28 protein-coding genes are annotated in these 24,416 nt (G+C 68.8%); 16 read left to right on the forward strand and 12 right to left on the reverse strand.

The window, feature by feature from the left end; genetic code table 11:
• Positions 1 to 7 precede the first annotated feature (7 nt).
• A complete protein-coding gene (locus tag LX88_RS09400; RefSeq protein ID WP_258947344.1) occupies positions 8 to 340 on the forward strand; it encodes a hypothetical protein in 333 nt (110 codons plus the stop codon).
• Positions 330 to 803: a hypothetical protein gene (locus LX88_RS09405; protein WP_258947345.1), complete on the forward strand. Its 474-nt coding sequence runs from the start codon at positions 330 to 332 to the stop codon at positions 801 to 803. Before LX88_RS09400 ends, LX88_RS09405 begins: the two co-directional genes overlap by 11 nt.
• A 104-nt stretch (positions 804 to 907) precedes the next feature.
• Here LX88_RS09405 and LX88_RS09410 read toward each other — a convergent pair whose 3' ends face one another.
• Complete coding sequence (locus LX88_RS09410) at positions 908 to 1,846, reverse strand: DMT family transporter (protein WP_258947346.1); 939 nt, start codon at positions 1,844 to 1,846, stop codon at positions 908 to 910.
• Between the two features lie 47 nt (positions 1,847 to 1,893).
• On the opposite strand from LX88_RS09410, the gene pdxR reads away from it, so the two are divergent.
• A complete protein-coding gene (pdxR, locus tag LX88_RS09415) occupies positions 1,894 to 3,243 on the forward strand; it encodes a MocR-like pyridoxine biosynthesis transcription factor PdxR (RefSeq protein ID WP_258947347.1) in 1,350 nt (449 codons plus the stop codon).
• Here the strand turns inward: pdxR and LX88_RS09420 are convergent.
• Positions 3,240 to 3,371, reverse strand: a complete 132-nt coding sequence (locus LX88_RS09420; protein ID WP_258947348.1) for a hypothetical protein — start codon at positions 3,369 to 3,371, stop codon at positions 3,240 to 3,242. The genes pdxR and LX88_RS09420 overlap by 4 nt on opposite strands.
• Positions 3,372 to 3,461: 90 nt before the next feature.
• Here LX88_RS09420 and LX88_RS09425 point away from each other — a divergent pair, with 90 nt between their 5' ends.
• From LX88_RS09425 to LX88_RS09445, 5 genes are all read left to right on the forward strand, one after another.
• Entirely contained in the window at positions 3,462 to 4,991 is a 1,530-nt protein-coding gene (locus tag LX88_RS09425; protein WP_258947349.1) for an ATP-dependent DNA ligase, read from the forward strand.
• Positions 4,992 to 5,043: 52 nt separating this feature from the next.
• Positions 5,044 to 5,823 (forward strand): GNAT family N-acetyltransferase, encoded by a 780-nt coding sequence (locus tag LX88_RS09430; RefSeq protein ID WP_258947350.1) that lies wholly within the window; start codon positions 5,044 to 5,046, stop codon positions 5,821 to 5,823.
• Positions 5,824 to 6,184: 361 nt separating this feature from the next.
• A complete protein-coding gene (locus LX88_RS09435; RefSeq protein ID WP_258947351.1) occupies positions 6,185 to 7,624 on the forward strand; it encodes a GuaB1 family IMP dehydrogenase-related protein in 1,440 nt (479 codons plus the stop codon).
• A gap of 4 nt (positions 7,625 to 7,628) precedes the next feature.
• Complete coding sequence (locus LX88_RS09440) at positions 7,629 to 8,582, forward strand: ABC transporter ATP-binding protein (protein ID WP_258947352.1); 954 nt, start codon at positions 7,629 to 7,631, stop codon at positions 8,580 to 8,582.
• Positions 8,579 to 9,349, forward strand: a complete 771-nt coding sequence (locus LX88_RS09445) for an ABC transporter permease (protein WP_258947353.1) — start codon at positions 8,579 to 8,581, stop codon at positions 9,347 to 9,349. Before LX88_RS09440 ends, LX88_RS09445 begins: the two co-directional genes overlap by 4 nt.
• 58 nt (positions 9,350 to 9,407) lie before the next feature.
• Here LX88_RS09445 and phoH2 read toward each other — a convergent pair whose 3' ends face one another.
• Together phoH2 and LX88_RS09455 are read right to left on the reverse strand one after the other, a co-directional pair.
• A complete protein-coding gene (phoH2, locus tag LX88_RS09450) occupies positions 9,408 to 10,712 on the reverse strand; it encodes an RNA 5'-3' helicase PhoH2 (RefSeq protein ID WP_372511259.1) in 1,305 nt (434 codons plus the stop codon).
• Positions 10,713 to 11,100: 388 nt separating this feature from the next.
• Entirely contained in the window at positions 11,101 to 12,351 is a 1,251-nt protein-coding gene (locus LX88_RS09455) for a DUF885 domain-containing protein (RefSeq protein ID WP_258947354.1), read from the reverse strand.
• Positions 12,352 to 12,575: 224 nt separating this feature from the next.
• On the opposite strand from LX88_RS09455, the gene LX88_RS09460 reads away from it, so the two are divergent.
• A complete protein-coding gene (locus LX88_RS09460) occupies positions 12,576 to 12,869 on the forward strand; it encodes a hypothetical protein (protein ID WP_258947355.1) in 294 nt (97 codons plus the stop codon).
• Between the two features lie 94 nt (positions 12,870 to 12,963).
• Positions 12,964 to 13,239: a hypothetical protein gene (locus tag LX88_RS09465; protein WP_258947356.1), complete on the forward strand. Its 276-nt coding sequence runs from the start codon at positions 12,964 to 12,966 to the stop codon at positions 13,237 to 13,239.
• 54 nt (positions 13,240 to 13,293) lie between these two features.
• Here LX88_RS09465 and LX88_RS09470 read toward each other — a convergent pair whose 3' ends face one another.
• Positions 13,294 to 14,076, reverse strand: coding sequence for an isoprenyl transferase (locus LX88_RS09470; RefSeq protein ID WP_090065593.1), 783 nt, complete (start codon positions 14,074 to 14,076; stop codon positions 13,294 to 13,296).
• 77 nt (positions 14,077 to 14,153) lie between these two features.
• On the opposite strand from LX88_RS09470, the gene trhA reads away from it, so the two are divergent.
• Both trhA and LX88_RS09480 read left to right on the forward strand, forming a co-directional pair.
• Positions 14,154 to 14,825, forward strand: coding sequence for a PAQR family membrane homeostasis protein TrhA (trhA, locus tag LX88_RS09475; protein WP_258947357.1), 672 nt, complete (start codon positions 14,154 to 14,156; stop codon positions 14,823 to 14,825).
• Positions 14,826 to 14,918: 93 nt separating this feature from the next.
• Entirely contained in the window at positions 14,919 to 15,587 is a 669-nt protein-coding gene (locus tag LX88_RS09480) for a hypothetical protein (RefSeq protein ID WP_258947358.1), read from the forward strand.
• Positions 15,588 to 15,610: 23 nt separating this feature from the next.
• On the opposite strand, the gene LX88_RS09485 is transcribed toward LX88_RS09480, so the two are convergent.
• Entirely contained in the window at positions 15,611 to 17,005 is a 1,395-nt protein-coding gene (locus tag LX88_RS09485; protein WP_258947359.1) for a class II fumarate hydratase, read from the reverse strand.
• Between the two features lie 63 nt (positions 17,006 to 17,068).
• Between LX88_RS09485 and LX88_RS09490 the strand changes: the two genes are divergently transcribed.
• Positions 17,069 to 18,037 carry an NAD(P)/FAD-dependent oxidoreductase gene (locus LX88_RS09490; protein ID WP_258947360.1) on the forward strand — a complete coding sequence of 323 codons (969 nt, stop codon included), beginning with the start codon at positions 17,069 to 17,071 and terminating at the stop codon, positions 18,035 to 18,037.
• 19 nt (positions 18,038 to 18,056) lie between these two features.
• On the opposite strand, the gene LX88_RS09495 is transcribed toward LX88_RS09490, so the two are convergent.
• Positions 18,057 to 18,518 (reverse strand): Lrp/AsnC family transcriptional regulator, encoded by a 462-nt coding sequence (locus tag LX88_RS09495; protein WP_258947361.1) that lies wholly within the window; start codon positions 18,516 to 18,518, stop codon positions 18,057 to 18,059.
• A 109-nt stretch (positions 18,519 to 18,627) separates the two neighbouring features.
• On the opposite strand from LX88_RS09495, the gene LX88_RS09500 reads away from it, so the two are divergent.
• The 3 genes from LX88_RS09500 to LX88_RS09510 are packed head-to-tail and all read left to right on the forward strand — an operon-like array spanning position 18,628 to position 20,854.
• The gene (locus LX88_RS09500; RefSeq protein ID WP_258947362.1) at positions 18,628 to 19,611 is read left to right on the forward strand and encodes a Glu/Leu/Phe/Val dehydrogenase dimerization domain-containing protein; all 984 of its coding nucleotides are present in this window, start codon (positions 18,628 to 18,630) and stop codon (positions 19,609 to 19,611) included.
• 57 nt (positions 19,612 to 19,668) lie between these two features.
• Positions 19,669 to 20,415, forward strand: coding sequence for a hypothetical protein (locus tag LX88_RS09505; RefSeq protein WP_258947363.1), 747 nt, complete (start codon positions 19,669 to 19,671; stop codon positions 20,413 to 20,415).
• A gap of 10 nt (positions 20,416 to 20,425) precedes the next feature.
• Positions 20,426 to 20,854: a hypothetical protein gene (locus tag LX88_RS09510; RefSeq protein WP_258947364.1), complete on the forward strand. Its 429-nt coding sequence runs from the start codon at positions 20,426 to 20,428 to the stop codon at positions 20,852 to 20,854.
• A gap of 40 nt (positions 20,855 to 20,894) precedes the next feature.
• Here the strand turns inward: LX88_RS09510 and LX88_RS09515 are convergent, their stop codons facing one another.
• The 5 genes from LX88_RS09515 to glpX form a co-directional block, all read right to left on the reverse strand.
• Complete coding sequence (locus LX88_RS09515) at positions 20,895 to 21,305, reverse strand: L,D-transpeptidase (protein ID WP_258947365.1); 411 nt, start codon at positions 21,303 to 21,305, stop codon at positions 20,895 to 20,897.
• A 56-nt stretch (positions 21,306 to 21,361) separates the two neighbouring features.
• Positions 21,362 to 21,679, reverse strand: coding sequence for a L,D-transpeptidase (locus LX88_RS09520; RefSeq protein WP_258947366.1), 318 nt, complete (start codon positions 21,677 to 21,679; stop codon positions 21,362 to 21,364).
• Positions 21,680 to 21,778: 99 nt separating this feature from the next.
• On the reverse strand, positions 21,779 to 22,324 hold the full coding sequence (locus LX88_RS09525; RefSeq protein WP_258947367.1) for a L,D-transpeptidase: 546 nt from the start codon (positions 22,322 to 22,324) through the stop codon (positions 21,779 to 21,781).
• A 134-nt stretch (positions 22,325 to 22,458) separates the two neighbouring features.
• On the reverse strand, positions 22,459 to 23,229 hold the full coding sequence (locus tag LX88_RS09530; RefSeq protein WP_090065603.1) for a S1 family peptidase: 771 nt from the start codon (positions 23,227 to 23,229) through the stop codon (positions 22,459 to 22,461).
• A gap of 130 nt (positions 23,230 to 23,359) precedes the next feature.
• Positions 23,360 to 24,400 carry a class II fructose-bisphosphatase gene (gene glpX / locus LX88_RS09535; RefSeq protein ID WP_258947368.1) on the reverse strand — a complete coding sequence of 347 codons (1,041 nt, stop codon included), beginning with the start codon at positions 24,398 to 24,400 and terminating at the stop codon, positions 23,360 to 23,362.
• Positions 24,401 to 24,416: the final 16 nt, after the last annotated feature.

Here is a 24,416-nt window from a genome sequence, read left to right on the forward strand (position 1 = left end):
CCCGCGCGTGGATCTGACGTCGGCAGCGGTCGTCCGGGGCGAACCGGGCGCGTTCGAAACCTTCATCAACGAGGCCCAGGGCCGTTCGTCCGACGAGATGTCGGCGGCGGCCCTGGTGCTGTCCTCGTCGCCGGACGTCCAGGCCAACGAGTTGCTCGGCAACCTGTTGTTCTACATCGGCATGTGCGATGCGTTGGAACCGTTGGTCCTGCGTGTGGTGGAAGCCTTCGAGCGCGGTGAAGGCGAGGCCTGGGAGCGCGCTTCTCCTGCCCCTGCAGGACGAGGACGTCCGCGCCGGCTTGCCGCACCGCGGGCGCCTTCTCGCTGCCGTGCCCGCTGATTCGTGGCTGTACGGCCTGCTGATGGTGGTGGACCTCGAACCGCTGTTGGTGCTGCATCGCCCCAGTGGCACCGGTTTCGAGGTGACGATCGGCGGCATCGGCGACAACTTCCAGCTCCACACGCTGCTCGCGTACCGCCTGATCCCCGAGCACGTGCCCGGCGAACCGCCGCTGGAGTCGTGGGTGGAGGCGGCGTCCGTGGGCCCGGACCTCGAACCCGAGGGCGGAATCCGGGGCCAGTTCCAGCTTTCCGATGCGTCCGGCGCCACGATCTGGAACGAGGGCCACCCGTCCGACATCCCGTTGTTCGAGGGCCGCCGGGTCGTCGTGCTGGACCCGCCGCCGTACCTGCGGTCGTGGAACGCGGGCCGCGTCTACCCGATGATGACGCCTCTCGTCGACATCGCTCGCGTACTGCCCGCTGACGAGGCTGCTTCGTGGCCCGCGAAGGTCAGTTCGTGAGTTTTCGAGTTTCTCGACACGCCACTACTTCTGGGGCATCGCGTCAACACACTCCCGGTCGATCGTCCGGCAGATGACTGTCGTGGTCGCTACTCCTGACACCGTTACGGCGCAACAACTCCCGCAGGAGTGTCAAACCCACTCGCTATTGTTGATTTTGGGGGTACCCGGCCCGCGTCGTGTGTGTGGTGGGCTCCCTCTGCGTCGTGAGTCCCCGCTGGTTCGTGCGTTCCGCGCCGGAGCCCGATGACGCATCCGAGTGCGACCGTGGTGACGCCGACGACGGACACGAGAGAGAGTTCCTGCGCGCCTAGCAACACGGAAGCCGCCAGGCCGGCTACCGGCATCAGGCCGATGAGCACGCCCGCGCGGTCGGAGCCCAGACGGTTCACGGCGAAGTACCAGAGCCCGAAGGCCAGCGCGGTCACCAACACGGCCAGCAGCACGAGAGCGAAGCTCTGCCGTGGGGTCGGCACCTGCCAGCCGCCGATGAACGTGCCGAGCACGGCGCCGATCACCGTCGCGAAGATGCACGTCCAGGTCGCCACGCCGAGCACGCCAAGGCGCCGTACGACTCCCACGGCGAACAGGGTGAAGCAGACCTCGCAGACCATCGTGAGCAACGCCAGAACAAGGCCGGGGCCGTGCCACGAGCCGCCGCCGGACAACAGCACGATGCCTGCCGCCACCACCACGGCGCCGACAAGGGCGGATGTGGTGCGTTGCCGGGAGAGCAGGGCCAGCAGGACAGGTGAGCCGCCCATGACGGCGGCGACGAAACCCGGCTGCGCGTACTGCTGGGCGGCGATGAGCAGGGCGTTGAAGCCGAGCATGCCCGTGACGACTACCCCGAGCAACGGCGGGACATCGCGCCACGCAGGCATCGGCAAACGGCGTGCCACCAGCAGCAACACGGCCGCACCGAGGGCGTAGCGCATGGCCTGGCCGGTCAGGACCGGGTAGCCCTCCAGCATTCCCGTGATCGGCACCGAAGCGCCGACGATCATTGCCGCTGTCGCTCCCGCGGCCACCCCAAGTTTCATGCCTCAGAGCCTTGCGCTGAACTGGTCCAGGTTTAAGCTCCACTTCGATGACCACGAACTGGACCACTTTTCGCGAGCTGCTGTTGCCGGAGCACCAGCGGCGTCGCGGGGTGGAGGCCGAACTGCGCCGCGCGATCCGGGACGGGCGGCTCCTGCCCGGCACGCGGCTGCCGTCGAGCCGCGACCTGGCGGCGCAGCTCGGGGTGGCGCGCGGCACGGTGACGTCGGCGTACACGCAGCTCGTCGCGGAGGGGTACCTCACGACGCGGCGCGGTTCGGGGACGACGGTCGCGAGCCTCGGGCCGGCCGGAGCGTGCGGTGTGCCCGAGCCGCCGCAGCGGTGGCGGTACAACCTGCGGCCCGGCCTGCCCGCACTGGGCGCGTTCCCCCGAGCCGAGTGGGTGGCGGCTCATCGGGCGGCACTCGCCGAGCTCCCCGACGACGACCTCGCCTACCCCGACCCGGCCGGTTTTCTGGGACTGCGCAGGGAGATCGTCGACTACCTCGCCCGCGTCCGGGCCGTGGTCGCGAAGGACGCGGTGATCACCAACGGCGCGGCGGACGGCCTGCAGCTCACCGCCAGGATGCTGAACGGCAGCATCGCGATCGAGGAACCCAGTCACTTCGGCGGCGAAGACCTGCTGCGCTCGCACGGCCTCGTCACCGTGCCGGTTCCGGTGGACGACAAGGGCATCCGCGTCGACCTTCTGTCCAAAACGGACTGCAAAGCGGTGCTGGTCACTGCGGCGCACCAGTTTCCGCTGGGCATGGTGCTGCACCCGGAACGACGGCGGGCGCTCGTCGAGTGGGCGCGCGAGCGGGACGCGTTGATCATCGAGGACGACTACGACGCCGAGCACCGGTACGACCGGCCCGCTTTGGGAGCGTTGCAGGCCCTCGCGCCCGAACACGTGGTGTACCAGGGCACGACGAGCAAGGTGCTGGCGCCCGCGTTGCGCCTCGGATGGCTCGTGGTGCCGGAACGTCTGCGCGAAGGCATCGTGCAACGCAAGCAGTACAACGACATGGGCACCGGCACGATCCCGCAGGCCGCGTTCGCGCACCTGCTGCGGACAGGCGGCTATGACCGGCATCTACGCCGTACGCGCGCGCTCTACCGGAAGAGACGGGATGCGCTGCTTGAGGCCGTTGCAGAGCATCTGCCCACATGGCAGCCCATCGGCGTCGCAGCCGGGTTGCACGTCGTGCTGCGCATGCCCGACGGGACGGACGACCTCGCGTTGAAGAGCAGGCTTGCGGAGCGTGGCGTGCACGTCTGGGCGTTGGCGCAGTACACGCGCACGCCCATGTGGCCCGGTCTGGTGCTCGGCTACGCGTCGCTGACCCCTGACCGCCTGCGTGAGGCGGTCAGGGAGATCGCCGACGTCTTCGCCTAAAGGATGTGCTCCCGCATAGCGCTCGCGTCCGAGCCGAGGATGTGCTCGCGATCTCCGGTGCCGGGACCGGCGAAGGACGTGACGGCGACGGCCGCGAAGAGCAGGGCGGCAGCGATGAATGCACGCATGGTGCGGTAAACCCCCAGGTAGAACGGTTGACCCGGTCAGCCTAGCCCGAGCCTCCAGAAATTGTCAGTGCTCGGGTGCACCATAGAACCGTGCTCCTCTCCGAAGTGGTCGACACGTCAGCCGCGGTGGCGGCGACCCGGTCACGCCTGGCCAAGGTCAAGGCGTTGTCCGCGTTGCTGCGCGCGGCGACGGCGGACGTGGTGGTCGCGGTGGTGTCGTTCCTCATAGGCACGCCGCGGCAGGGTCGCATCGGCGCGGGCTGGCGGACGGTCCTCGACCTGTCCGTGCCGCCCGCCGCCAGAGCCGAACTGACGATCGCCGAGGTCGACGCTGCGCTGGCCGAGGTGGCGGAGACGTCCGGCAAGGGCTCGGCGCAGCGCCGAGCCGGCCTGCTCACGGCGCTGTTCGCGCGGTCGACCGAGGCGGAGCAGGACTTCTTACGCAGGTTGCTCACCGGCGAGCTCCGCCAGGGCGCGCTGGAGGGCGTCATGCTGGACGCGATCGCCTCGGCCGCGGACGTGCCCGGCGAGACGGTGCGGCGAGCGTTCATGCTGTCCGGCCGGCTACCGGAGACAGCGGTGGCCGCGCTGGAGGGCGGCGCACCCGTGCTGGAGGCGTTCCGGCTGGAGGTCGGACGCCCCCTGCGGCCCATGCTGGCCTCACCGGCGGAGTCGCTGGACGAGGCCCTGGCCGAGCTCGGCAGCTGCGTGGTCGAGCACAAGCTCGACGGCGCACGCATCCAGGTGCACCGCTCCGGCGACGAGGTCCACATCTACACGCGCACGCTGCGCGAGATCACCAAGACGGTGCCGGAACTGGTCGAGCTCGTCCGCGGCCTGCCGTGCACGTCGGTGGTGCTCGACGGCGAGACGCTGGCGCTGACCGACGAGGGCAGACCCCGCCCGTTCCAGGAGACGATGAGCAGGTTCGGCGCGCAGGACGAACGAGAGCTGCTGCTGCACCCGTACTTCTTCGACTGCCTGCACCTCGACGGCAAGGACCTGCTCGACGAGCCGCTGCGCGACCGCCTCGCCGCACTGAGGCAGGTGGCGGGCGAGCACGTCATCCCAGGCGTGCTTGACCCGTCGCCGGAGGAAGCGGCGACCGTCGTCACAGCGGCGCTCTCCGCAGGCCACGAGGGCGTGATGGTGAAGTCGCTGGCCTCGCCCTACGCGGCAGGCCGCCGGGGCAGCGCCTGGCAGAAGGTGAAGCCGGTGCACACGCTCGACCTGGTCGTGCTCGGCGTCGAGTGGGGCAGCGGCCGCCGCCGAGGCTGGCTGTCGAACCTGCACCTGGGCGCCCGCGACCCGGACGGCGGCCCGCCGGTGATGGTCGGCAAGACCTTCAAGGGCCTCACCGACGAGCTGCTGAAGTGGCAGACCAAAGCCCTGCAGGAGATCGTCACCGAACAGAACGACTGGGTCGTCATGGTCCGCCCGGAGTTGGTGATCGAGATCGAACTGGACGGCGTGCAGGTCTCCCCGCGCTACCCCGGCGGCGTGGCACTGCGGTTCGCTCGCGTCGTCCGCTACCGCCCGGACAAGGACCCGTCGGAAGCGACCACGATCGAGGAGGTGCGGGCACTCCTGCCCACCGCACAACCGAACCCCGAGGCCTGACCGCCCGAAAATCGAGTGCGCACCAGCAGCGCCTGTCAATACCGTCAGGCCAGTGACTGCAGCCGCGCTGCTCAGCGCGTTCGACGACCAGGCCCGCCCAGCCGAGTGGACGATCCTCGATCCCGGAGCCGAGGTGCACCGCGACGGCCCGGTGTTCCGGGTGCACTGGCCACGCCGGCGAGGCTTCATCGGGGGCCCGCCCGACCTGGGCGTCACCGGGCCCGAACTGGACGAGCTCATCGCCCGCCAACGCGACTTCTTCACCGCACGCGACCAAGGCGTCGAGTGGAAGACGTGGAGTCACGACACCCCCGCCGACCTGCCCGAACGGCTGATAGCGGCCGGCTTCGAGTCGGAAGGCCGGGAAACTGTGCTGATCGGCCTCGCCGAAGAGATGACCGCACCGGTGCAGCTGGACGGCGTCGTCATCCGGGAGGCCGTGGACGAGGCCGACGTGCACAGGCTGGCCGCCACCGCCACCGAGGTCTTCGGCCGTGAACACAGCTGGCTCGTCGACCGCCTGATGAAGAAGAAGGACGACCCGAACGTCATCGCGGTGATCGCGGAGGCAGACGGAAAGGTCGTGTCGTCCTCGCGCATCGAGATCGTGCCCGGCACGGAGTTCGCGGGCCTGTGGGGCGGCGGCACCCTCGCCGAGTGGCGCGGCAAGGGCATCTACCGCGCGCTCGTCGCACACCGCGCCCGCCTCGCCGTCGACCGCGGCATCAAATACCTCCAGGTCGACGCGACCGAGGACAGCCGGCCGATCTTGGAGCGGCTCGGTTTCGTGGCGGTCACCACGACGACCGGGTACGCGTGGAACCCGAGCTGAGGCTCGGAGCTGATGCTGAGACGCACTTGTCCGCAGTTCGCTGGAACCTGCCGCTCACGAACCGGTGATTCCCGGGCCGACGTGCTCGTCCGGTCAAGATCTCGAGTTGTCCACAGATTGCGGAGCTTTGACCTGCGGAAACGTGTGGCTGGGTAAGCTGTGGACAGCCGGGAACCGAAACTGAATTTCAATCGTTCCGCAAGGTAAGGAAGCGCGGGGGCGGGTCGGTCAGGCAATGGGCAGCTGTGTCCGGGTCGCCGAGTTGGGATCGCCGAGTCCGTCCGATCCGGACGCGGACCGCGGGCCGACGTGACGTGCGCGTAGCTGCCCAAGTGGGACGCTGCGGGTATCGTGGAAGCACGTGCGGTTCATCGAAGGGCATCGACCCTCTTACGACCTGACCTACGACGACGTGTTCCTCGTTCCCGGCCGAAGCGCCGTGGAGTCGCGGTTCGGCGTCGACCTCTCCACTTCGGACGGTACCGGGGCCACGATCCCGATCGTCGTCGCCAACATGACGGCCGTGGCCGGGCGGCGGATGGCGGAGACCATCGCGCGGCGTGGCGGGCTTGTCGTCATCCCGCAGGACGTGCCCACCGAGGCCGTCGCCGAGATCATCGCGTGGGTCAAGGAGCGGCATCCCGTCTGGGACACGCCGTTGACGCTCACCACGGGTGATGCGGTGGCGGACGCGTGGAACCTGTTGCACAAGCGGGCGCATGGGGCCGTTGTCGTCGTGGACGACGGTGGGCGGCCCCTTGGCGTTGTCGACGAGGCGGCGCTCACGGGGGTTGACCGGTTCGCGCGGCTTGGCGACGTGATGAGCACCGACGTGTTGAAGCTGTCGCTCGACTCGCGGCCTCAGGACGTGTTCGACGAGCTCCACCACAGCGCGCACAAGATCGCGTTGGGTGTGGACGAGGCGATGAGGCTTCGTGGCGTGCTGACGGAGCTGACCGCGTTGAGGGCGGAGGTCTACAGGCCCGCTACCGACGACGACGGCAAGTTGCGGGTCGCGGCTGCTGTCGGGGTCAACGGGGACGTGCGGGCCAAGGCCGAGGCGTTGATCAAGGCCGGGGTCGACGTGCTGGTCGTGGACACGGCGCACGGGCACCAGGAGAAGATGCTCGCGGCGCTCAAGGCCCTCAAGGGAGCCAACCCAAGTGTGCCGGTCGCGGCGGGCAACGTCGTCACCGCACAGGGTGTCAGGGATCTGGTCGAGGCCGGCGCGGACATCATCAAGGTCGGTGTCGGGCCCGGCGCGATGTGCACTACGCGGATGATGACCGGGGTGGGGCGGCCGCAGTTCAGCGCTGTCGCGGAATGCGCCGCGGAGGCCCGGAGGCTCGGCAAGCACGTGTGGGCCGACGGTGGTGTGCGGCATCCACGGGACGTGGCGCTGGCGTTGGCCGCCGGGGCCAGCAGCGTCATGGTCGGGAGCTGGTTCGCGGGCACGTACGAGTCGCCCGGGGACCTGCAGCGGGACGAGCGCGGGAACCTCTACAAAGAATCCTTCGGAATGGCGTCGAAGCGTGCTGTCACGGCGCGGACGCGCAGTGACAACGCGTTCGACCGGGCCAAGAAGGGGCTGTTCGAAGAGGGCATCTCCACTTCGAAGATGAAGCTGGACCCGGTGCGCCCGAGCGTGGAGGACCTGCTCGATGCGATAACGTCCGGCGTTCGCTCGGCCTGCACGTATGCCGGTGCGAACTCGCTGGAGGAATTCCACGACAAGGCTGTGCTCGGCATCCAGTCCGCCGCTGGATTCGCGGAGGGAAGGCCGTTGCCAGGGGGATGGTGAACAGGTGGACGAAGCGGTCTCGGTAAGAGATCTCCGCAAAGTCTATAAAACGGGACAGAAACCCGCGGTGGACGGATTGAGCTTCGACGTCCGCCGGGGTGAGGTCTTCGGACTGCTCGGCCCCAACGGCGCGGGCAAGACGACCACGGTCGGTGTCCTCACCACGCGCGTCCGCCCCACCTCGGGGCAGGCGCTCGTGGAGGGCGTCGACGTGGTGACCGACTCCAAGCGCGCACGGCAGCTGCTTGCTGTCGTGCCGCAGCGCAACAACCTCGACCGGTCGCTCAACGCGCGGCAGAACCTCCTGTTCCACGCGGCCTACCACGGCATCGGGCCGAAGGAACGGCAGAAGCTCGCCGACGACATCCTCGAGCGGATGGGCCTCAAGGACCACCAGAACGCGCTCGTCGACACGTTGTCCGGCGGTCAGGCGCAACGGCTGATGATCGCCCGCGCCCTGATGCACCGGCCCAGGGTGCTGTTCCTCGACGAACCGAGCACCGGCCTCGACCCGCAGGCCAGGCTCTTCGTCCACGAGCGCGTCGCCGCACTGCACGCGGACGGCGTCACGGTCGTGCTCACCACGCACGACATGGACGAGGCCACGAAGCTGTGCGACCGGGTCGGCATCGTCGACCACGGCAAGCTGCTCACGCTGGACGCGCCGGACGAGCTCACGAAGACCCTGCCCGGCAGCAACACGGTCGGCGTCACGGTGAGCCCGAACGGCCACGACATCGCCGAGATCACCCAAGCTCTGTCCGAAGTGGACTGCGCGCAGCGCGTCGAGGAGCTCAACGGCGTGTACCGCGTCTACACCGACGCCGACACCTCGGTCACGCTGCCCGCCGTGCTGAACGTCCTGCGGGACCTCGACGTCACGGTCAGCGACGTCGCGATCGGCAAGCCCAGCCTGGAAGACGTCTTCATCCACCTGACCGGCAGGGAGCTTCGGTGAGTCAACTCAGGACGTTCCAGGCGATCCTGTGGCGCGACGTCTTCGTCACGGGCCGCGAACTGCCGAGCTTCCTCGCGCAGGTGGTCATCCAGCCGTTCTTCATCCTCTTCATCTTCGCGAAGGTGCTGGGGGACATCGGGTACGTCCAGGACGACTTCGCCCAGGTGCTGTTACCCGGCATCATCGCGATGAACGGGTTCCTGGGCGCGTTGCAGAACACGACGCTCCCGCTGGTGCTGGACTTCTCCTGGACGCGCGAGATCGAGGACCGGCTGCTCGCGCCGATCTCCATCCCGCTCGTCGCGGTGGAGAAGATCGTGTTCGGCGCGGTCCGCGGGTTCTTCGCGGCCGTGCTGATGGTGCCGGTCGGGTTCGTGATGCTCGACGTGTCGTGGCAGTGGTCGGGAATCCCGGGCGCACTGCTGGTGATCGTCCTCGGATGTCTCGCCGGCGGCAGCGTCGGCCTCGTCATCGGCACGTCGGTGCCCGCGCGCCGGGTCAACGTGATGTTCGCGGTGATCCTCACCCCGATCCTGTTCACGGGGTCCGCGCAGTTCCCGTGGCGGTCGCTGAGCGACGACCTGCTGTGGTTCAAGGTGGTCTGCGCGCTCAACCCGCTGACGTACGTGAGCGAGGGCATGCGCGCGGAGCTCGTGCCGGACGTCCCGCACATCCCGTTGCCGATCGTGCTGGTCGTGCTCGTCGTCGCGATCGCGGGCTTCGGCGGGCTCGGTCTGCGCGGCTTCATGAAACGCGCGCTGGACTAGACCGCACAGGAAACGGCCCCGCGCAACGAAAGCTGCGCGGGGCCGTTTCACACCATTGCTATGAGGCGTAGTCCTCCAGCATCTCGGTGACGAGAGCCGCGATCGGCGAACGCTCCGAGCGCGTCAGGGTGACGTGGGCGAAGAGCGGGTGGCCCTTCAGCTTCTCGATCACCGCCGCCACGCCGTCGTGCCGGCCGACCCGCAGGTTGTCGCGCTGCGCCACGTCGTGCGTCAGCACCACCCGCGAGTTGCTGCCCAGACGCGACAGCACGGTCAGCAACACGTTGCGCTCCAACGACTGCGCCTCGTCCACGATCACGAAGGAGTCGTGCAGCGAGCGGCCGCGGATGTGGGTGAGGGGCAGGACCTCGAGCATGCCCCTGTCCATCACCTCTTCCACGACCGCCTGGCTCACCAGCGCGCCGAGGGTGTCGAACACCGCCTGCGCCCACGGCCCCATCTTCTCGTTCTCGCTACCCGGCAGGTAGCCGAGCTCCTGGCCACCGACCGCGTACAACGGCCGGAACACCACGACCTTGCGGTGCTGCCTGCGTTCCATCACCGCTTCGAGACCGGCGCACAGCGCCAGTGCCGATTTTCCGGTGCCGGCACGCCCGCCCAGCGAGACGATGCCGACCTCCGAGTCCAGCAACAGGTCCAGGGCGATCCGCTGTTCGGCGGACCTCCCGTGCAGTCCGAACGCCTCCCGATCTCCGCGCACCAGCTTGATCTGCTTGTCCGCGGTCACCCGGCCCAGAGCGCTCGAGGTGCCCGCCAGCAACCGGATTCCGGTGTGGCAGGGCAGTTCCGCGATGTGCTCCAGGTCCTCGTACTGGGTGGGGTCGACGACGTTCTCCTTGAACAGGCTGTCCACCATGGACTGGGGGACGTCCAGATCGGACATCCCCGTCCAGCCTGACAGGGTGACGTCGTGTGCCCGGTACTCCTCCGCCTGCAGGCCGACCGATCCGGCCTTGACCCGCAGGGGCATGTCCTTGGTCACCAGGGTGACGTTGCGTCCCTCAGCAGCGAGGTTGAGGGAGCAGGCGAGGATTCGGGCGTCGTTGGAGTCCGTTCGGAAACCTGATGGCAACACCTCCTGGTCGGAGTGGTTGAGCTCGACGTGCAAGGTGCCTCCCAGATCCCCGATGGGGATCGGCGAATCGAGGCGACCATGCCGCAAGCGCAGGTCGTCGAGCAGTCGCAGTGCTTCCCTCGCGAACCAGCCCAGTTCGGGGTGGTGGCGCTTGCCCTCCAACTCGCTGATCACCACGAGCGGGAGCACGACCTCGTGCTCCGCGAAACGGGTGGCGGCGAGAGGATCGGACAGCAGTACCGACGTGTCCAGCACATATGTCGTGATGGCTGGGGCGGCGGACTTGCGCCGGGAGGAAGAACTGCGCGATGAGCCTGAGGAACGGCTCGCGGGACGTCGTGCGTTCACGGCAACTCCCTCACGAACGCGGCACCCGCGTCCGCTCCTCGCTGGGCCAGGCACCACCCTGATTGATCGTCCCGCCATCCGCCGGTGTGGCGTCAGGCAGGTCGACCACGAGGGCCGGGTGCCGGCCCCCTCGCGACGTTGTCTGCCACGATCAGAGCCTCCCTGCGCGGTCCGCAGTGGTCGCGTCCCGCCACTTTCGAAGTTACCTGCGGAAGTGCCCCATCTGCACGAAGCCACACAGGTGAATCCCGAGTTGTCATCTGCCCGAAAACATCCCGAAACGTGACCGCAGCCGTGTTTCCGCTGGTCACATGCTGTTCTCGTGGGTGTTGCGCGCCAACCACGACAAGCCGTCCCTGACCTGGGATTCGAGTGATTTCGGCACGAGGGGCTCGTCGAGAAGCCTCAGATAGCGGGAGTCGAGCGATTCGCCGGGCACCCGGACGTCCAACCAGGCCCGTACGAGACGCACCCCTTCGACGTAGGTCGTGGTGTACGCGCGCCACAGCGGATCGGCCAGGAAGCGGACCATCTGCCGTGCGCGACGCTCTGGAACCAGCAGCCACCTGCGCAGATACGCGACCACGTCATCCTGGTCCGCACCTCGGTCGTGTAGCAGCAGGGCGGCGTCCTGCCGCACCGTGAGCAGGCCCGATGCCGCCGACTCGACCTTTTCGGACAGCTCGCCGTCCATTCGCAACCCCAGGTCGCGGAAGATCTGCTCCGTCCACAAGCCCCAGCCGGGCCCGACGGCGGCGTGCAGGCCGAGGTCCGCCATGCCCTCGGCCATCAGGCACTGCGGCGTGTTGATCAGGAAGATCGACTGCTCCGCGTGGCCGCGCTTGGCGACCAGGCCCGACTCCTTGCGGCAGTGCTCGGTGTGGTGGCCCGGATAGGACTCGTGGGCGACCAGGTGCGGCAGGTTCGCCATCCGGTGACCCATGTCGGCGTTGATCGCGACCCTGCTGCGGTAGCCGCCGAGGTAGTAGTTGAAGCCGCTCCACGGCTTGTTGGTGACGACCCGGTACTCCACGATCTCCTGCTCGGGCAGCGCGTACTTCTGGCGCACCCGGTCCCTCAGCGCGCTCGACAGGGCCTGCACGGCGCCCTGGAGCCTGCGTGCGGGCACCTCGTCGGCCGCGCGGAAGGCCGTGAGGCGGTCCGCGAGCGAACCCGGCCCGGCGAGCGCCACGTCGAGGTTGCGGTGGGCCTGCGCGTACGAGTCCTCGTCGCCGGGGCGGATGCGGACCTGGAAGTACCGCTCGACCTCGTCGACGAACGAGATGCGCTCGCCGTCGAGCCTGCGCGCCGTGCACTCCAACGCCCTCAGGTGCGCGTCGAGGAACTGTTTGCGCTGCTCGGCCAGGTCGCTGCCGGGGATCTCCCGGCGCAGCGCCCGCGCGTGGTCGCCCAGTGCTCTCGGGTGCAGGCGCGGCTCGTTGTCGACGGCGCGGCTCAGGGCCGGGTCGCCGGTGAACGAGTCGACGAACCCGGACACCAGGCGCCCGAGCCGCAGCCCCAGCACCAGATATCCGCGCACCAGTTCGTTGGCGTCCATGAGTCGGAGAGTTTAAGGCGTCTACCACAGCGCCTTACTCGCGACCGAATTGAGAAACGACTACCACCTGATCGGGGAATTTGTTGATCATGTGGTCACACAATCGGGCTAATGGGAGCATCAAGCCGAACGGGCGCGGGTAACTTTCGCACGAGGACCCCAAGTCCGGAGATCCCCGAAGACTCCGGAAATGACGGGGATGACCCGACATGAAGGAGATTGACGTGAAGAGGACATTCGCAGTGGTTGCCGCCGCTGCCGCTCTGTCGCTCGCGTTCGCCCCGGCAGCCATGGCGGGAGGGGACGACGACCATCACCACCACTACCACGGCTTCCACCAGACCAACGGCTCGCTCCTGAGCGTGTTGAACGGCAACAACGTGAACGCCGTTGTCGGCGTCTGTGGCAACAACGTCGGCGTGCTGGGTGCTGCGGTGCCGATCAACTCCCCGAGCATCACCGAGACCTGCGCCGCGGGCGGCATCGTGGACGGCGACGACGTCAACGTCGACGGCTGATTTTCGCTCGCACTTGATTCATGGTTCCAGGGGCGTCATTTCAGGGCGCCCCTGGACTCTTTCTGGTAGTAGCACCTGTTCACAAGGAGAAGAAATGCTGAAGAAGGCGTGTGTCGCCACGGTCGCTGCGGCTGGCCTCATGATGTTCGGCGCCACCGGGATGGCGTCCGCGGCGCCTGACAGCTTCCACCAGACCAACGGCTCGCTCCTGAGCGTGCTGAACGGCAACAACGTGAACGCCGTTGTCGGCGCCTGCGGCAACAACGTCGGCGTGCTGGGTGCTGCGGTGCCGATCAACTCCCCGAGCCTCACCGAGACCTGCGCCGCGGGCGGCGTGGTGGACGGCGACGACGTCAACGTCGAGGGCTGACGTTCTCGGTTCGAAGGGGCGCTCACCTCGCGGTGGGCGCCCCTTCGGCGTTCGTCAGCTGCCGTAACGGCGGTGGCGCTTGGCGTACTCGCGCATGGCCCGCAGGAAGTCGGTGCGCCGGAAACCGGGCCAGTAGGCCTCGCAGAACCAGAACTCCGAGTGCGCCGACTGCCAGAGCATGAACCCGGAGAGCCGCTGCTCACCGGACGTGCGGATGATCAGGTCGGGGTCGGGCTGCCCGGACGTGTAGAGGTGCTCCGCGATGTGGTCGACGTCGAGCACCTCGGCGAGCTCCTCGATGGTGCCGCCGCGCTCGGCGTGCGCCTGCAGGAGCTTCCGCACGGCGTCCGCGATCTCCTGCCGCCCGCCGTACGCGACGGCGACGTTGACCTGGATGCCCGTGCGGTTCCTCGTGCGGGCCGCGGCGTTCGTGAGCCGCTCGGCGTGCTCCTTGGGCAGCATGTCGATGGCGCCGACGTGCCGGACGCGCCACGGCTTGCCGTCCCCGGCCAGCTCGTCGGTGATGTCCGCGATGATGTCGAGCAACGGCGCGAGCTCGTCGTTGTCGCGGTTGAGGTTGTCGGTGCTCAGCATCCAGAGGGTGACGACCTCGACGTCGGCGTCAGCGCACCAGTCGAGCAGTTCGAGGATCTTGCGCGCGCCGGCCCTGTGCCCGTGCGCGACATCGGTGAAGCCGGCTTCTCTGGCCCACCTTCGGTTGCCGTCGAGGACCACGCCGACGTGCTTGGGCGCCTGTGGCGTCGTGCTCAGTTCGCGGCGGAGAATCCACTCGTAGAGGTGGATAGCGACGTCTTTCACACGGGTGCGGAGTGCCACGTCCGAACAGCGTACGCCGTGCAAGCTTCATCACTGAGTACTGGTCGGAAACCTACGGTCGCGTAACCTAGGACCTCGTGACCACTGCGACCGTTCCTCCCCAGCCCGGACTGCGGCCGCGCCTGCGTGGATGGCTGCACTTCTGGTCGTTCGTCGCCTCGGTGGCGACAGGCGCGACGTTGATCGCTCTCGCGGCGTCCACGGTGTCCGCACGCGCTGCCCTCGCAACCTCCGTCTACGGCCTCACGGTCGTGGGCCTCTTCGGTGTTTCGGCGCTGTACCACCGCGTGACGTGGAAGTCCGACCGCGTGCGCACGTGGATGAAGCGCCTGGACCACTCGATGATCTTCGTGTTCATCGCCGGCACCTACACGCCGTTCGCGCTGCTGGCGATGAACCCCGGCACCGGACGCGTCGTGCTGACCGTGGTGTGGGTCGGCGCGATCCTCGGTGTCACGCTGAAGCTGGCCTGGCCGCACGCACCGCGGTGGCTCGGGGTGCCGATCTACATCGCACTCGGGTGGGTCGCGATCTTCGTGCTGCCCGAGTTGCTGCACCACGCCGGTGTTGCCGCCCTGGTGCTGCTGCTGGTGGGTGGGGCGCTGTACACGGTGGGCGCGGTGTTCTACGCGACCCGGTGGCCCAACCCCTGGCCGCAGGTGTTCGGGTACCACGAGTTCTTCCACGCCGCGACCGTGGTGGCGGCGCTCTGCCACTACATCGCGATCTGGCTCGCGATGTACTCCTGACCTGGCGCCTCAGCGGGTGAACGCGATGACCAACGGCTCCGACGACTCGTCCTCATGTGCACGAACCGCCACCGTCTTCTAGCGTCTGGCCGCATGTCGCGTGTTGTGTGCCAGGCGGTCCGGTGGGTCGACGACGAGGTGGTCGAGGTCCGGCTCACCGATGCGCAGGGCACCGAGCGGAGTGCGGTCCACGAGGCGTCGGCGTTCGGCTACCCGTGGCTGGTTCCTGGTGCCGCGCTTCCGCTCGACGTCGAACTCGCCTGCGAGGTCGTGCAGGCGGACGGCGATCTCGTCACCGTCGTGCTGCCTTGGGGGGAAGGCCGCCCTGAGGTCACGGTGACGCCCTACCAGCTCCGGCACGGCGGTGTCGTGGCAAAGGAGATCGGGTTCTACGAGTCGGCGGACGAAGTGCGGGCCGCGATGGCCGGTGGCGAACAGCCCTGGGAGCAGGACGCGCTTCGCTACCTGGAACAGGGGCGTCTGGTCGTGCTCCCACAGGCCTGGGCGACCGACCTGCCCGACCCGGACGGACCGGGCGTCAACGAGCGCGGTGAGTGGACCGACGGCGTGTGGTTCTGGAGCGGCACGCTCGTCCACTACCTGCGCAAGTACCACGTGGCGCTGCCCGAGGAGTTCCTCGCGCACATGGCGGCCAACCAGTGGGTGGTACCGCCGATGACCGACGACGAGGTCTTGGAGTTCAGCAGCCTGCGATACCCGTACATGGCCGAGGAAGAGGCTGCTCCGGTCGCCGAGGGATAGGCCCGGCGACCGGAATCAGGTGTTCAGCGGCCGCCGCGGGCCATGTGCAGCACGTCGAGCGCCGCGTCCAGCTGTTCCTCGGTGAGCTTGCCCGGCACGTGGCCGCGTTCCAGCACCACCTCGCGGATCGTCTTGCGTTCCTTCAGCGACTGCTTGGCGATCGACGCCGCCTCCTCGTAGCCGATGTAGCGGTTCAGCGGCGTGACGATGGACGGGGACGACTCGGCGTACTCGCTCATCCGCGCCACCTGCGGTTCGGTGCCGGCGAGGACCTTGTCCGCCAGGAGTCTTGCCACGGCGGCCAGCAGGCGGGACGACTCCAGGACGTTGCGGGCGATGACCGGCAGCATCACGTTCAGCTGGAAGTTGCCCTGCGAGCCGGCGAACGCGACGGTGGCGTCGTTGCCGATGACCTGCGCCACGACCATCATCGTGGCTTCGGAGATCACCGGGTTGACCTTGCCCGGCATGATCGAGCTGCCCGGCTGCAGGTCGGGCAGCGCCAGTTCGCCCAGGCCGGTGCGGGGGCCGGAACCCAGCCAGCGGAGGTCGTTGGCGATCTTGAACAGTGCCACCGCCGACGCGCGGAGCTGGCCGGAGATCTCGACCACGCCGTCCTGGGTGGCCTGGGCCTCGAAGTGGTCGCGGGCCTCCACCAGTGGCAGGCCGGTGGCCTTGGCCAGTTCTGCCGCCACCGCCGCGCCGAAGCCCTCGGGGGCGTTCAGGCCGCTGCCCACCGCGGTACCGCCGATCGGCAGTTCCGCGAGGCGCGGGACGGAGGCCTGCAGGCGCTCGACGGAGTAGCGGACCTGGGCCGCCCAGGCGCCCGCCTCCTGGCCCAGGGTGATCGGGACGGCGTCCATGAGGTGCGTGCGGCCCGACTTGACCAGGTCCGCCCATTCCAGGGCGCGTGACTCCAGGACGCCCAGGAGGTGCTCGAGCGACGGGATCACGTCGGTCACCACGGCCTCGGTGGCGGCCACGCGCAGGGTCGTGGGGAACGTGTCGTTGGACGACTGCGAGGCGTTGACGTGGTCGTTCGGGTGGACGTCGTTGCCCAGCGCGCGGGTGGCGAGGGTGGCGATGACCTCGTTGGCGTTCATGTTCGAGGACGTGCCGGAACCCGTCTGGAAGACGTCGACCGGGAAGTGGGCGTCCCACTGACCGGCGGCCACCTCGTCGGCCGCCGCGGCGATGGCGGAGGCCACGCCCGCGTCGAGAACGCCGAGCTGAGCGTTGACCCTGGCCGCCGCTGCCTTGAGCAGGCCCAGCGCTCTGATCTGGGCTCGTTCCAGGCCTCGACCGGAAATCGGGAAGTTCTCCACCGCGCGTTGTGTTTGGGCGCGCCACAATGCGTCGACCGGCACGCGGACCTCACCCATCGTGTCGTGCTCGACGCGGTACTCCTGTTCAGACATACCTCCGAGTCTCTATCGTCGATCACAGCACTGCCACCCACCACTGGCAGAAGGGCACCACTCATGGAGCGTGACGTCGACCTCCTCATCGTGGGAGCTGGTCCCACGGGGTTGTTCGCCGCTTACTACGCAGGCTTCCGGGAAATGAACGTCGCAGTGGTCGACGCTCTGCCAGAACCGGGTGGCCAGGTCACGGCGATGTATCCGGAGAAGATGATTTTCGACGTGGCCGGGTTCCCCGCCGTGCGGGGACGTGACCTCGTCAACGGGCTGGTGGAGCAGGCCGCGCAGTTCAAGCCGACCTACCTGCTCGGCCAGCAGGCACGCACCTGCGAGTCCAATGAGGACGGTCTGCGGGTCGGGCTCGCGGACGGTTCCTCGATCACCACCAAGGCCGTGCTGATCACGGCGGGCATGGGCGAGTTCAACCCGCGCCCGCTGCCCGCGGGCGACGGCTGGCTGGGCCGCGGCATGGTGCACTTCGTGCCGGTGCTGGCCGAACACGCCGGGCAGCACGTGGTGATCGTGGGCGGTGGCGACTCGGCGTTCGACTGGGCGCTGGCGCTGCACCCGATCGCCGCGAGCGTCAAGATCGTCCACCGCAGGGCCAACTTCCGCGCGCACGCGGCCACCGTGCGGCAGGTGCGCGAACTCGGCGTGGAGATCATCACCGACGCCGAGGTGCTCGCGTTGCGCGGCGAGCCACTGTCCGAAGTGGACGTCAAGGGCAAGGGTGGCGACGCGCGGACGTTGCCCGCGCAGGCGGTCGTGGCCGCCCTCGGCTTCACCGCGGACCTCGGGCCGATCGAGTCGTGGGGACTCGAGCTCGACCACCGCGCCGTGCTCGTCGACTCCACCATGAAGACCAAGCTCGACAGGATCTACGCGGCGGGCGACGTCGCGCAGTACCCCGGCAAGGTCAAGCTCATCGCGACCGGGTTCGGCGAGGCGGCGACCGCGGTCAACAACATCGCGGTGGCCCTCAACCCCTCGGCGCACCTGTTCCCGGGGCATTCGAGCGACGGCAGCTGACGCGTGCGCCGGGGGTCTGTCAGGCCCCCGGCAGCGGCGCCGGGTCGTGCTTCGCCAGGTGCTGGAAGATGATCGACGTGCGGAAGTCGACGATCTCCTTGCGCTGACTCAGCCTGTCGACCAGGAACGCGTGCAGGCGGTCGTTGTCCTGGGCGCTCACGTGGATCACGAAGTCGTCGCTGCCCGCCATCACGAACACCGCCGTCACCTCGGGAAGGCCCGCGGCGAAGGCCTTGAAGGCGTCGATCACGGTCCGGCTCAGCGGGCGGACCTGCACCGACACCAGCGCCTGCACGCCCCGGTTCAGCGCGGACGGCGCGATGTCCGCGTGGTAGCCGCGGATCACGCCCCGCTCGCGCAGCAGGCGGGTGCGCTCCAGGCACGTCGACGGCGCGACGCCCACCTTGCGGGCGATGTCGCGGTTCGACTGCCGGGCATCGCGCTGCAGTTCGCGCACGATCGCCGAATCAAGTTCATCCATCGCACTCCTCAGATCGCTCTGCCGAACAACGTTCGGCGAAGCACGTCAGCCGTTGCTGTTCACCCTAACTTCGAGATCGATGCTTGACCGAAGTTCGGGAGGAACGCAGATGTGGGAGCACGAACGACTCGTCGTCCGCACCGGGAAGCGCTCGGGGATGACCACCATGGTCGCCCTGCACTCGACCGAGGCGGGACCGGCGGTCGGCGGGTGCCGGATGAAGCCGTACGCGCGGATCACCGACGCCGTCACCGACGTGCTGCGGTTGTCGAAGGCGATGACGCTGAAGTGCGAGGCGGCCGGAATTCCGCACGGGGGAGCCAAGAGCGTGATCGTGGTCGACCGCGAGCTCACGCCGGAACGCAGGCGCGCCGTGCTGCTCGACCACGCCGACCTGATCAACGAGTTCGGCGGCGCCTACCGCGCCGGGCCGGACGTCGGGACCGGACCGGCCGACATGCTGGTGCTCAGGGAACTCACGCCGCACGCCTACTGCCTGCCCGAGGAGAACGGCGGCACCGGGTCGTCGAGCGGGCCGACGGCGCGGGGCGTGCTGGCGGCGTTGAGGGCGGCCGCGCGGCACACCTTCGGCACGCCGGACCTCACCGGCAGGAAGGTCGTGATCAGCGGGTTCGGGTCGGTGGGGGAGCTGATCGCGAGAGGGCTCGAAGGCGCGGACATCACGGTGTCCGATGTGGACGGCAGCAGGCGGACGGGCGAGTTCGGCTGGGTGCACCCGGACGAGGCGTACGAGGTCGAGGCGGACGTGCTGGTGCCCGCCGCGGTGGGCGGGGTGCTGAGCCCGGAGACCGTGGCACGGCTGAACGTCGGGCTGGTCGTGGGGCCGGCCAACAACCAGCTCACCGACGACGGGGTGGCCGCGCTGCTGCGCGAGCGGGGCATCGTGTGGGTGCCCGACCACGTGGCGAGCGCCGGCGGGGTGATCTACACGCTGGCCAGGGAGGACGACGGGGTGGACCACGAGACCGCGCTGAAGAGGGTCGACGGCATCGAGGCGACGGTCGAGAGGCTCCTCGCGCGTCAGCGGGACGACAGCGGGACGTCGGTGCCCGTCGATAACATGGGCGTCTGAACGCACTGGGTTGCGCGTGTCAGGGGGACGCGCACCGACGCAACCCTGGGGGATCTCGTGATTCACGTTTACTGGGCCGACATGGTGCCGGGCATGCCGTGGTGGGCCGGGCCCGTCGCACGCCGGCCGCGCGCGGTGTACTGGCAGCCGTTGTCCGACCTGGTCGAGCGGCGGGTCAACGCTTCGACCAGCACGTCGGGCTGGGGTTCCGACGTGCTGGTCGAGCTGACGGTGCCGGACCTGCTGAGCCCGGACGTCGCGGTGCTGCCCGGGTTCGCCGTCGCGCAGCTCGCGTTGCCGGAGGCGCTCAACCGGTCGCGGGACGTCGGACTGGTCGTCGCGGCGCTGGAGGACGGGGTGCACGCGACGGTCGAACGGGTCGCGCGGCGGCTCGGGGTGCCGTACGCGCGGACGAAGGCCGAGCCCACGAGCCTGGAGCACCCGTTGCGGCTGAGCGCGCTGGCCGGGCGGTTCGGTGGGACGATCGCGCTCGTGGCGCCGCACGCGCGCCTGGACGAGTTCGTGGCCACGCTGAACGCGGCCGAGGTCGAGTGGGAGGGGTACGAGGGCTGGCGGGTCGTGCGGGTGAACGACGAACCCGCCGGGCGGCCCGTGTCCGATGTGGACTTCAGCGCGGTGGACGTGCCGGTGCTGCTCGACGACCTGTCCGCCGACCCCGGAACGGCCCTGGTCGTGGCCGGCAAGGAACTCGAACGGCTCACGGGGTGGTTGCCGAACGGTCTCGCCGCCCGCGTCTCGGTGATGGGACGCGATGATGGGTGCTGGTGGGCGGCTATCGGCTGAGGAGAGCGGAATGACCCGGTGGAAGACGATCGCGGTGCTCGCCGCGGTCACCGTGCTCGGCGGATGCTCCCCGGAGCAGACGTGGGCCGTGAAACTCACGCCGACCGGGCTGCCGCAGTTCGTCGACGCCGGCTGCGGCAGGCCGGGCGTCAGGGCCATGTGGGTCCAGGCCGGTGAGAAGGAGGTCTGGCGGATCGGGTTCGCGCAACCCGCCGAGGTCCGCGAGCTCACCGTCGGCCAGAAACCAGGCGGCGCCGAGGAGAAGGTCGCCTGGCAGCGGCTGAACGGTGCCGAGCCGCTCCGGCTGTCCGTGCAACGGGACGACGGCAGCACGCCCGTCGTGGAGTTCACGCTCGACGGCCTGAAGGACGGCAAGGTCAGCTACGACGGCGACTACCTCACCGCGGACGACTTCGCGAAGGAACGCGCGCAGTGCTAGAAGGCCCGGCCGGGTACCGGCCAGGCCTTCCAGCGGCGAACTAAGGCAGTACCTGAACCTGCTCGCCGATCATCAGGTTGTCGTAGAACACGAGCGACGCATCCATGGCCATCCGGATGCACCCGTGGGACTGGACGGCAGTGTCACCCTGGTGGAACGCGATACCGGTCGTGGTGAAGTACACCGCGTTCGGCATCGGGCCGTTGTAGGGGACGCTCCAGTCGTTCTTCACCTTGCGCAGCACCGAGAACGTGCCCACCGGGGTCTCGTACCCCGGCTTGCCGTGGCTGATGGTCACCGGCCCGTAACTCGTCCTGCCGTTGAAGACCAGCCACGCCTGGTTCGTGTGCTTCTCCAGGCACGCTCCGTTTTGGACGGTGCATCCCGCCTGAGCCTGTGCGGGTACAGCGAAGCCGAGGATCAGGAGCACCGTCGCGATCAGAACTCGCATCTCGCATCACCCCTCTGTGGTGGAGTAACCACTACCGGGTGACTTGAATCATCTTCTTATGGAAGGACCTGGACGCGCTCGCCGGGGAACAGGTTGTCGTAGAAGACCTCGGAGTCGTTCCAGGTCAGGCGCACGCAGCCGTGCGACTGGGAGTTCAGGTCGCCCTGGTGGAACGCGACGCCGTCGGTGGTGAAGTAGACCGCGTTGGGCATCGGGCCGTTGTAGGGGACGCTCCAGTCGTTCTTCACCTTGCGCAACACCGGGAAGTCGCCGACGGGTGTGCCGAAGCCGGGCTTGCCGTGGCTGATCCGGACCGGGCCGTAGCTCGTCACGCCGTCGGAGACGAGCCACGCCAGGTTCGTGTGCTTCTGCACGCAGGCTCCGTTGTGGACGGTGCAGCCGGATGCCTGCGCCGGCGACGCGGAGCTAAGCAGGAACAAGGCCGCTATGGCCAGGGCTCTCATGGTCGATGATCATGAGACCACCTGGACGGTGTCGCCAATCGAAAGGTTGGTGAAGTAGTACTTCGCCGACGGCGGGTCCAGGTGGATGCAGCCGTGCGACGGATCGGTCAGCGAACCCTCGTGGAACGCGATGCCGCTCTCGGTGAAGTACGTCGACCACGGCATCGCCGCGTTGTACGGCCGGCTCCACTCGTCCTTCACCTTGCGCAGCACCGGGAAGTTACCGAGTGGCGTCTCGAAGCCCCTGCGGCCGTGGGTGATCGGCGTCGGGCCGTAGACGATCTTGTCGCCCCGGACGACCCACGACTGGTTCGTGGAGAGCTGGATGCACGCGCCGTCGCTGATGGTGCACGGCGTCGGCTTCACCACGGGCGGCGGCGGTGGCGGAGGCGGCGGGGCAGGCGTCGACGAGGGCGTGGAAGGCGGCGCCTCGGAAGGAGGCGACGCGGAAGGCGACGCCGAATGTGGTGGGGCTGCTGGAGTCTCGGCGTGCACAGCCCCCTGCGCGCACCCCGCCACCGACATCAACGCGACCGCCACGAGCAGCATCCGCATCGCGTACCCCCTGGTTGTTCCATCCCTTGCCGAAGTAGACGGCGGGAGGGTCGCCCAGGTTGCAACGGCGAGGGCCCGCCTCCCATAACGAATGGGAGACGGGCCCTCGGAATGCGTTTACCGGACCGCAGGGGTTACAGGCCGCCCACGTTCGAGTTGATCCACGAGCGGTAGTACGCGACGTCGACGTAGATCGACGGGGCCTGGGCGCAGTTCGCGCCGCCACCGGAGCGGCTGGTGGCGCCGATGAGCTCCCAGCGGCCGCCGACGGACTTCACCTGCGGGCCACCCGAGTCGCCGTAGCAGGCGCCCTTGTTGCCACCGGTGTTGTTGGTGCAGATCTCCGACACACCGCTGATGCCGGAGCACCGGCTGTCCGCGACGATCGAGGTGTTGAGCTCCTGCAGGGTCACCGGAGCGCCACACGCGCCGCGGACCGGGCAGGTCTGGCCCCAGCCGATGATGCGGGTCGCGGTGCCGACCGCGCCCGACGACGTCGGGATGGTGATCGGGGCCTGGCTGACCGAGGTGTTGAGCTGCACCACCGCCAGGTCGGCGGACGGGTGCAGGATGATGCGCGACGCACCGGTCGTGGTGCCGCCGCTGGTGCGGTTCGTGGTGCCGATCCGGGTGCGGATCGAGGACGCCGAAGAGCCCTGGACGCAGTGCTTCGCCGTCACGACCCAGTTGGCCTTGACCAGCGACGCGCCGCAGAAGTGGCTGCCCGAGGTGCTCTGCAGGGAGACCATGAACGGGTAGACCTGGGAGGCGTTGGTGCCACCGACGATCATCGGCGTGACCTCGCCGTCGGCGGTGGGAGCCGGAGCCGCGGTGGCCGCGGTGACCGTGGCGAGCAGAGCGCCGGCGGCCACGACGACCGCGGAGAACAACGAACGTGCCCTCATCGTTGAGTTCCTTTCCTGAACCCGGCGCAGGGTTGCCGGGGTCAGGTCGGAAACTAAGGACGAAAGTGACTCCGTCACTAGGGTCACTCGGAGGGTGACTGTCCGTTGACGGTTCACAGATTCACAGCGACTACGGCAGCGGCTGCTGCACGTCCTCCGGCAGGTCGAAGTCCACCGAGGCGTATTCGCGCAGCTTGTGCAGGCTGTGGAAGCCGTCGATCATGCGCACGGTGCCGGACTTGGAGCGCATGACGATCGACTGGGTGGTGCAGCCGCCCGCCCGGTAGTGCACGCCGCGCAGGAGGTCGCCGTCGGTCACGCCCGTCGCGCAGAAGAAGACGTTGTCGCCGCTGACGAGATCGTTCGTCGTGAGCACGCGGGACAGGTCGTGGCCCGCGCCGATCGCCTTCTCGCGCTCCTCGTCGTCCTTCGGCCACAACCGGCCCTGGATGGCGCCACCGACGCACTTGAGGGCCGCGGCGGCGATGATGCCCTCGGGGGTGCCGCCGATGCCGACGAGCATGTCCACGCCCGACGTGGGGCGCGCTGCCGCGATCGCACCGGCCACGTCACCGTCGGAGATGAAGTGGATGCGCGCGCCGGCCTGCCGCACCTCGTGCACGATCTGCTCGTGCCGGGGGCGGTCGAGGATGCAGACGTTCACGTCGGACACGTCGCTGTGCTTCGCCTTCGCGACGCGGCGGATGTTCTCCGCGAGCGGCGCGGTGATGTCGATGACGTCGGCCGCCTCGGGGCCCACGGCGAGCTTCTCCATGTAGAACACGGCGGACGGGTCGAACATCGCCCCGCGCTCGGCCACGGCCAGCACGGCCAGCGCGTTCGGCATGCCCTTGGCCATCAGCGTGGTGCCGTCGATCGGGTCGACCGCGACGTCGCAGTCGGGGCCCTCGCCGTTGCCCACTTCCTCACCGTTGAACAGCATGGGCGCCTCGTCCTTCTCGCCCTCGCCGATCACCACGACGCCTCTCATCGAGACGGTGTGGATGAGCTTGCGCATGGCGTCGACGGCCGCGCCGTCGCCGCCGTTCTTGTCGCCACGACCCACCCAGCGGCCCGCGGCCATCGCCGCTGCCTCGGTGACGCGCACGAGCTCCAGTGCCAGGTTCCGGTCGGGGGCTTCGCGACGTCGTTCCGCGGGGGTGTTCACCATTGCGCGCCTCCATGCG

Origin of the sequence: Lentzea californiensis, from assembly GCF_024648825.1 — a bacterium.
Classification (GTDB): Bacteria; Actinomycetota; Actinomycetes; order Mycobacteriales; family Pseudonocardiaceae; genus Lentzea; species Lentzea californiensis.